Source organism: Rhodothermales bacterium (assembly GCA_013002345.1).
GTDB lineage: Bacteria > Bacteroidota > Rhodothermia > Rhodothermales > JABDKH01 > JABDKH01.
The window spans coordinates 1-7,387 of the sequence record JABDKH010000082.1 but is presented as its reverse complement, the minus strand read 5'-3'; the positions used below and the strand labels follow the sequence as shown (position 1 = coordinate 7,387).

Here is a 7,387-nt window from a genome sequence, read left to right as displayed (position 1 = left end):
CGGGTCAGGAAACGTTCGATCACATAGATGGATACACGGTCTATCTCGGTTCGGCGGAGAGAGAAGTGTCCGACGAGGACCTCCGGACCATAGCCAGAAAGACCCGTGACGCCGGTGCGTGGATCGTACCCACGATGGCCCTCTGGGAGACGCTGTGGGGAACGGCCGATCTGGCGGTTATGTCTTCCTACGAAGAGCTTAAGTATATGCCCTTGTCGATTGTCGAATCGTGGAAGAGCAATGTGCAGCGCCGTGCGGGTCAGACGGATCGTGCCGCGGCAGATCGCGTGATCGAGACGCGAATGCGCCTGCTGAAGATCATGCAGGAGGAGGGCGTCAAGATCCTGTTCGGCACCGATGCGCCGCAGCTATTCAGTGTGCCCGGGTTTTCGGTGCACCGGGAAACGAAGCGGATGGTGGACACGGGTTTGTCACCATATGAGATCCTCGCTTCCGCCACTCGCAATGTCGGGGAGTATTTCTCGAATGAAGATTCCTTCGGGACGATCTCCGCCGGGCAGCGGGCGGACTTACTTGTTCTGGACGCAAATCCACTGGAGGACATTACTAATCTGTCACGTCGAGCCGGGGTGGTGCTGCGGGGGCGCTGGATTCCGGAGACCGAGATTCAGGACAGACTGGAGCAGATCGCGTCGGCCCGATAGCTCACTAGATCAGGCCGGTTCGGGCTGTGCACCGTGCGATGTCCGAATCTCCCGATGCTCCAGAAAGACGACCACCATCGTTCCCGCCAGACCAACAGCTAGCGACACGTACGACGGAACTCCTGCCAGAAGCAGGACGGTGGCCGTCATCACTAAGACCACTCCGATACGCACCAGGGAGGTGTGGCGAAGGGCACGCCATCTGGCCACCGCCGTGCCGCCGAGGAATAGAAGCAGTCCCACGGCCAGAGCCGCTCTGGGACCCGTCGCGAGCGCCTCGTGGGAGTGCGCAATGGCCACCTCGAGTGCCGCTGCGATCCCAATAATTCCACACAGCATCGGGAAGTGAGCCAGTGAAAACGTATCCCTTGCCATCTGCGCCCTCTCGGACCCTTTGACCCCGTGCATCGCTTCTTCCAGGGCAGGTTTGATAGAGGGGAAGTAACTCCACCAGAGCGCACAGGTGAGCGTAACGGCAAGGAATCCTACCACGACCAGTGAAATCTCCTGTGGTGCCGAAACCAGACCTCCACCCGCCACGATCAGTGATTCACCGAGGGCGATAATAACAATCAGGCCGTGTCGTTCTGAGAAATGGCCGGGATGCAGGTTCCAACCCTCCTCCCTGCCGCCGACATTCGCTGCGATGACGTCGAGAAGGATCGCCAGTCCCCAGAAATAATAGAGTTGGTCGCCGCCTGCTATCGCCCCAACCAGAACCGCGGCCAGACCTCCGATCGAGACGAACGCAAAGGTGCGGACTGCCGCCAGTTGCCCTTCATTTTCGGACGCGGCCCAGCTATACAACCACAGGCCAATCGATCGGACCAGTACATACGGACCTGCAAACCAAAGTGCGGCGCCCTCGAATGCCGCCGGAACGGACACGGCCATGAAGAAGGCTACGGCGGTAGCTGCCAACGTCAGCAGCTGCACATTGGCGTGATCCGTGTCCGCTGCATTCAGAGCCCACGTGAACTGGGTCCATGCCCACCAGACCAGCCAGAAAACGAGGACGGACTGCGCCACCGCGCCGAACGTGAACCCGTGGTGCAAGATGCCCACGATCTGCGTGATACAGAACACGAAAACCAGATCGAAGAACAGCTCCACAAACGTGACGCTCTGATCCTCGGGTGAAGTGATAGACGTTTTCCGCATGAATGGTTCTGGATAGGTGAACGTGCTGTCCGAACAGGAGGCCGTTGGTGTCTGTGTTCGACGTCGGAAGGTGGAGTATGATCAGAACACATCTCAGCCGCAAGCTCTATCAACATGCGCCGATTGTTGATTGCCTCCGGGGTCAAGCGCGCCAACAAAATACAATCTGTGGGCAATTCTGCCTCTCCGCATCAATGGAGGATGGGAAATCCGGCGCTTTGAAATTCGGTTCTGTGGCGGTGACGAGGCGTGAATCGCGCGAGTTCACCTAGAGGGAATCCCCTTCGGCGAAGGCCCGGAGCCTGGCGGGCACGCTCCACCCAATCGCTCGAGGCCAGGCTGCCCGGTCTGCACGAAAGGTTAGAGGATATCGTCCGGACCGAACTCGAGCACGGGCCCTCGATAACGAAAGATCATCTTGAGGATCTTCACCAGAGTGGGCGACTGCTTCTGTACGTACCACTGATCGGCGGCGCGGCGGGCGCCGAGACCATAGGTCGGATACGGGTGGATGGTGTCGGAGATCTTGCGAAGCGAGATGCGGTTCTTCATCGCGAGGGCGTACTCGCTGATCAGTTCTCCAGCGCTCGTGCCGACGATGTCGACGCCGTAGATGCGACCGGTGGATGGCTTTGCATACACTTTGATCACACCTTCGGTCTCTCCGTCTGTCACCGCGCGGTCGACCTTGCTGTAGGGAAAGCGATACGTCTGGAAATTGGTGCCGGCCTGTGTCAGATCGGCTGAGGTAGCCCCTACATGCGCAACCTCGGGATCTGTGAACGTCACCCATGGTACGTTCCGGCTGTCGATCTTCATCGGCAGTTTGAGGAGCGCATTGGTGACGGCCACCTTGGCCATGTGCTCACTCATGTGTGTAAACTGGTAGCGTCCGGTCACGTCGCCGACCGCGTAGATGTGGCGCCGCGACGTTCGGCAGCGGTCGTTCACGACGATGCCGGGTCTGCCGACCTCTACTCCTGCCGCTTCAAGATTCAGCGACGAGATGTTGGCGCGTCTCCCGGTCGCCATCAAGAGAGCATCCGCATGCACGATCGATGTGGCTTCCTCCCGGGTGATGCTGATCGCAATCTCACCAGCGCGTTCAGAAATCTGGTTCACGTCCGCGCCGAGCTGGAAGTTCACTCCTTCGGAGGACAGCCTTTTCTGGATCAACGCCGACGCCTCGAGATCATCCTTCGACAGAATACGGTCGAGCATGTCGATGACCGTCACGTGGGTACCGAGCCGAGAGAACGCCTGCGCCATCTCAGTCCCGATCGGTCCGCCGCCGACGATGGCCAGCCTGCCGGGCTGCTCTGTCAACTCGAACAGCGATTCATTCGTCAGGAACGGGACGCTATCCAGTCCGGGAATCGGTGGTACCCAGGCTTTGGCACCTGTAGCGATAACGAAGTATCTGCCCGTGACCGTCCAGCTTTTTCGTCCTTCAATGCTGATGGTATGGTCGTCGATGAAGCTGGCGGTTCCTGCTCGAACCTCGACCCCGAGATCCTCAAAAATCTCGGGCCTGTCGGCTTCCTCATAAACCTCTTCGCGGACGTGGCGAACGTACTCCATCATCCGAGCGAACGAGAAATCGAGCTCAGTTCCGGAGAGCCCGTACTTCTCGGCATCGCGTGACTGCTGCGCTACCTTCGCAGCTTTCAGGAGCGTCTTGCTCGGCACGCACCCGTACCAGGTGCAGTCGCCGCCGAGGCGCTCACCCTCGATCATCAACGTTTTGGCGCCGAGCGTAACCGCCAGCCCGGAGGATGTGAGGCCGGCTGCACCGCCACCAATCACAATAACGTCGTAGTCATACGCCATGATCTTCTGCCGTTTGTTTCCTGACCTTCTTCACAGTGGACCACGCGCCGAATGCTAACAGGGCAACGATCAATCCATAAACCCATAGCGGGATGTTACGTCCGGCGATGAGCAGATAGAGATAAGCTGAGATAAAGAAGAAACCGGCGCTGAGGATTGGGAGCGTAGCCGATCTTCCGCTGCGCAGATTACGAACAAGCCAGCCGATCGAGAGCGTAAAGAACGGAATCGCACCGACGTAAATCGCGGCGAAAATTGCGGGATTGACGCCGTAGCCGGCTCCGAGCGCTAGAATCTGGTCGATATAGGACTGTATTTCCATCCGAAATCAGTGTTGCGGTTCTTCCTGCCGGAGCTGAGTTTCGCCGGAGGGCGAGTCGTTACAGAGCTGCACCGATCGTCGGTAGCGCTGACGGTTGCCCAGGGAGCGATTTAGCGATGCTTCGGTAAGAATAGTGAAGTCGACCTGAAAAGAGATTGCGCCTCCGTCTCTTTACAGGTGCACTTCGATGCACGCACTTCTATATGGGTGGTAGGGCTCGGCCTGGGAACCGAGCTCACGAGTTGAAGGCCTGAGTTTGGTGGAACTCGGGCCTTCTTTTTTTTGTGGGTTATCGCATGTCGTCTTTGGATCCTGGAAGGATATAACGACTGGCTGGCGCAACGCACAGGTTCCTCGCTGCGCTCGGAATGACGGAGGGGCAGTCCCGCGAAGACATGGCAAGCGTTCGCAGCCGGCGTGGGAGCTGCCTCGGCAAATTCTGTTTGGTAAGAGGTCCTCCCGACATAATGCGGGATCATGGAGGGCTCTGCGACGTCAGGCCGGCGCAGCCCGTGGTTCTCGCTGCGCTCGGAATGACAGGCGCGCAAGTTCCGGAATGACAGGGTCGCCGGAGATCGATCGCCACTACTCCTGACAGGGAAAATTGTCACAGCGCCCACCGCTGCATATATTCCCGCCGCGCTGTTGAGTGCTCGACACCCGCCGCACAAATCAGATTTCGCCCCTTCGGCCCGGCCTTCACCCGACGATGAGTTCAGCCAAGACGTTTTTTCTGATGGCGCTATTCGTCCTGGTCGGTCTGCCGATGGTTGCGTACCTGTGGGAGACGATCAACCAACTGCTTGCGTTGCAAGTGGACCTGGTCCGAATCGGGATCTCAATTCCTGTGCTGGCACTTCTGATCGGACTTCTCGCCATCGTGGGACGGCGAGTCAATGCGTGGCATTCAGAGCCCGAGAAAACATAAATCGTTCACCAGTTTCCCTGAGATACCATGACTGACTTGAAAGGGACAACTGCGCCGGAGACGACGACTTCTCAGGAGCAGCACGATGGACTTCCGGCTGATCAGGAGCCTGTCGTTACGGGTACCCTGTTTCTCACGATGATCTTCCTGATGATGATCTTCGGCTTCTGGGCGCTCATGTACATGACACTACTAGACCGATAGCCATGAATAGAATCGAGACGTACGAAAAGGCCTTCCTGTGGCTTGGCGCGGTGTTGCTGGTCGCGTGCATGGGAGTACTTGCCTACGCGAGCATCGCGATGGGCATAAACCTGCCGGGCCGAGTAGGCCAGGTTGATCCGGCGACCATGCGGTCGCAGCCGCCGTTCGATAATCCGGGCGTACGGCAGACCGGAGAGAACTCCTACGAAGTCGTGATGATCGGCCAGGTGTGGGCGTTTGTCCCGGCCGAGATTCGAGTCCCGGCGGGCGCCGAAGTGACGTTCGTCGCGACCTCGAACGACGTCATACACGGACTGCAGGTCGAGGGCACGCGCGTCAACATGATGCTTGTCCCCGGCCAGGTATCGCGTAATACCTACGTATTCAACGATCCCGGTGAACGCTTGCTTATCTGCCATGAGTATTGCGGCATCGGTCACCACACCATGTACGGAAAAGTAATCGTGGAATAGCCTGATGAACGCAATTGTCTTTGATCCATCGGGCTTCAAGCTGCCCGAAAACCAGCGGCGACCACTTCTCTGGGCCATGTACATCGGTTATGCAGCGCTGACCGCGGGCATCTTCCATGGACTGGCGCAATCGCTTTCGTATGCCGGGATTGACATCCTGGGGTACTTCCCGTTTCTGAAAAGCTACTACCAGGGCCTTACCGCGCACGGTGTTGCCAACGCGCTGATTTTCACCTTCTCGTTCTCGAACGGCTTCCTGCCTCTGATGACCGCGAGGGCCCTGTCAAAGAAGCTCGTGGACTGGATGCTCTGGCTTTCGTTCGGCCTGCTCGCTCTCGGAAACGTACTGGTGATCTACGCCGTGGCGGCGAACAAGGCCAGCGTGCTGTACACGTCGTACGCCCCACTGCAGGCCCACTGGACGTACTACATCGGCCTTGCGCTGGTGGTCGTGAGCACGTGGGTCGCGCTGGCGAACATGATCATCGTTTGGAGACAGTGGAGAAAGGAGAATCCCGGGGAGCGCGTGCCGCTGCTTGCTCACATTTCTGTGTTCTCCTACTCGATGTGGGGGCTCGCGTCCATCCCGATTGCGGTTTCGTTTCTCGGTTTCCTGACGCCGTGGACGCTCGGCTGGATGGAAAAAACCGACCCGCTGCTGACGCGCACGCTCTTCTGGTTCACGGCGCACGCGATCGTGTACGCCTGGCTGCTGCCGGCCTACGTGTCGTGGTATGCGCTGGTGCCGCGGCAGGCCGGGGGAAAAATCGTAAGCGACTCGTTGACGCGGTTCGTGTTCGTTCTCTTTCTGCTTCTTTCGATTCCGACCGGCTTTCATCATCAGTACACGGATCCAGGTATCGCAACCTGGATGAAGGCAATCCACGGCGTGCTGACCTTTGGTGTGTTCTTTCCGAGCCTGGCGACGGCCTTCTCGGTCATGGCTTCGCTGGAGATCGGCGGGCGGGCCGCAGGGGGTCGCGGACTGCTGGGCTGGATTCGGAAGCTGCCGTGGAAGGACCCGTCACTCGTTGCCCAGCTGCTGGCCATGATCACGTTCGTGTTTGGCGGGATCACCGGGTTGATCAATGCCAGTTTCACGATGAATCAGGTGGTGCACAACACGACCTGGATTCCCGGCCACTTTCATATGACGGTTGGCAGCGCAGTGGCCCTGACGCTCATGGGCGTCGCGTACTGGCTCGTCCCCTATCTGTCAGGTCGCGGCCTCTGGGGCAAGACGTGGGCGGTGGCTTCGTCCTGGATCTACACGATCGGCGTCCTGATTTTCGCCCGCGGAATGATTTCGGCTGGTCTGGAGGGAATGCCGCGGCGGATTTATCGTGCGCAGGCTACTTACACCAATGAGGCATGGGATCTCGGCGGTGCACTCACGGCGGTGGGTGGTTCGCTGATGTTCATCGGGATCTTCGTGTTCTTCATCGTGATCCTCGTGACGATTCTCTGGGGAAAGAAAGGAGACATTCCTGCAGATATCCCGTGGTCGGAGACGCTCGCGGCGCCGGGTCTAAGCAAGTGGGAGTTGCGACTGGACAAACTGGGGTTCTGGATGGTCGTGGCAATCGTAATGATCATTGTTGCCTACGGGCCATTCTTCGCCAGCTATCTGCCGCCTAACTTCGTGTCGCCAGGCTTCACGCTCTGGTAGATCACGGCTGGATGACGGTTGATTCGATACGGGCCGGCCGGGAGTGATCTTCCGGTCGGCCTTTCGTTTGGTGGGTCGTTACGTGCGGCAGCCAGATAGTCGCGGCGATCTCGGGCATCCAGACCTGCCCTGTCG

At 58.8% G+C, this 7,387-nt stretch carries 8 protein-coding genes; 5 read left to right on the top strand and 3 right to left on the bottom strand.

From position 1 onward, the window contains the following. A partial coding sequence (locus HKN37_04285; GenBank protein NNE45860.1) for an amidohydrolase family protein occupies nt 1-665 on the top strand: 665 nt, incomplete at its 5' end. 9 nt (nt 666-674) lie between these two features. On the opposite strand, the gene HKN37_04280 is transcribed toward HKN37_04285, so the two are convergent. The 3 genes from HKN37_04280 to HKN37_04270 all read right to left on the bottom strand — a co-directional run bounded on the left by HKN37_04280 (nt 675) and on the right by HKN37_04270 (nt 3,978). Then, nucleotides 675-1,826: a low temperature requirement protein A gene (locus HKN37_04280; GenBank protein ID NNE45859.1), complete on the bottom strand. Its 1,152-nt coding sequence runs from the start codon at nt 1,824-1,826 to the stop codon at nt 675-677. Nucleotides 1,827-2,186: 360 nt separating this feature from the next. Further along, entirely contained in the window at nt 2,187-3,656 is a 1,470-nt protein-coding gene (locus tag HKN37_04275) for an FAD-dependent oxidoreductase (GenBank protein ID NNE45858.1), read from the bottom strand. Then, entirely contained in the window at nt 3,646-3,978 is a 333-nt protein-coding gene (locus tag HKN37_04270; protein ID NNE45857.1) for a hypothetical protein, read from the bottom strand. Before HKN37_04270 ends, HKN37_04275 begins: the two co-directional genes overlap by 11 nt. Nucleotides 3,979-4,687: 709 nt before the next feature. On the opposite strand from HKN37_04270, the gene HKN37_04265 reads away from it, so the two are divergent. From HKN37_04265 to HKN37_04250, 4 genes are read left to right on the top strand one after another with little or no spacing between them, the layout of a single operon-like run. Continuing rightward, nucleotides 4,688-4,906: a hypothetical protein gene (locus HKN37_04265; GenBank protein NNE45856.1), complete on the top strand. Its 219-nt coding sequence runs from the start codon at nt 4,688-4,690 to the stop codon at nt 4,904-4,906. A gap of 36 nt (nt 4,907-4,942) precedes the next feature. Beyond that, nucleotides 4,943-5,110 carry a cytochrome c oxidase subunit 2A gene (locus tag HKN37_04260; GenBank protein ID NNE45855.1) on the top strand — a complete coding sequence of 56 codons (168 nt, stop codon included), beginning with the start codon at nt 4,943-4,945 and terminating at the stop codon, nt 5,108-5,110. A 2-nt stretch (nt 5,111-5,112) separates the two neighbouring features. After that, entirely contained in the window at nt 5,113-5,583 is a 471-nt protein-coding gene (locus tag HKN37_04255) for a cytochrome C oxidase subunit II (protein NNE45854.1), read from the top strand. A gap of 4 nt (nt 5,584-5,587) precedes the next feature. Then, complete coding sequence (locus HKN37_04250) at nt 5,588-7,252, top strand: cytochrome C oxidase subunit I (protein ID NNE45853.1); 1,665 nt, start codon at nt 5,588-5,590, stop codon at nt 7,250-7,252. Nucleotides 7,253-7,387 lie beyond the last annotated feature (135 nt).

What these genes read in the sequence shown, in the direction of transcription:
- HKN37_04280 (NNE45859.1), bottom strand. Translation starts at nt 1,826, where the DNA reads ATGCGGAAAACGTCTATCACTTCACCCGAGGATCAGAGCGTCACGTTT.
- HKN37_04275 (NNE45858.1), bottom strand. Translation starts at nt 3,656, where the DNA reads ATGGCGTATGACTACGACGTTATTGTGATTGGTGGCGGTGCAGCCGGC.
- HKN37_04270 (NNE45857.1), bottom strand. Translation starts at nt 3,978, where the DNA reads ATGGAAATACAGTCCTATATCGACCAGATTCTAGCGCTCGGAGCCGGC.
- HKN37_04265 (NNE45856.1), top strand. Translation starts at nt 4,688, where the DNA reads ATGAGTTCAGCCAAGACGTTTTTTCTGATGGCGCTATTCGTCCTGGTC.
- HKN37_04255 (NNE45854.1), top strand. Translation starts at nt 5,113, where the DNA reads ATGAATAGAATCGAGACGTACGAAAAGGCCTTCCTGTGGCTTGGCGCG.
- HKN37_04250 (NNE45853.1), top strand. Translation starts at nt 5,588, where the DNA reads ATGAACGCAATTGTCTTTGATCCATCGGGCTTCAAGCTGCCCGAAAAC.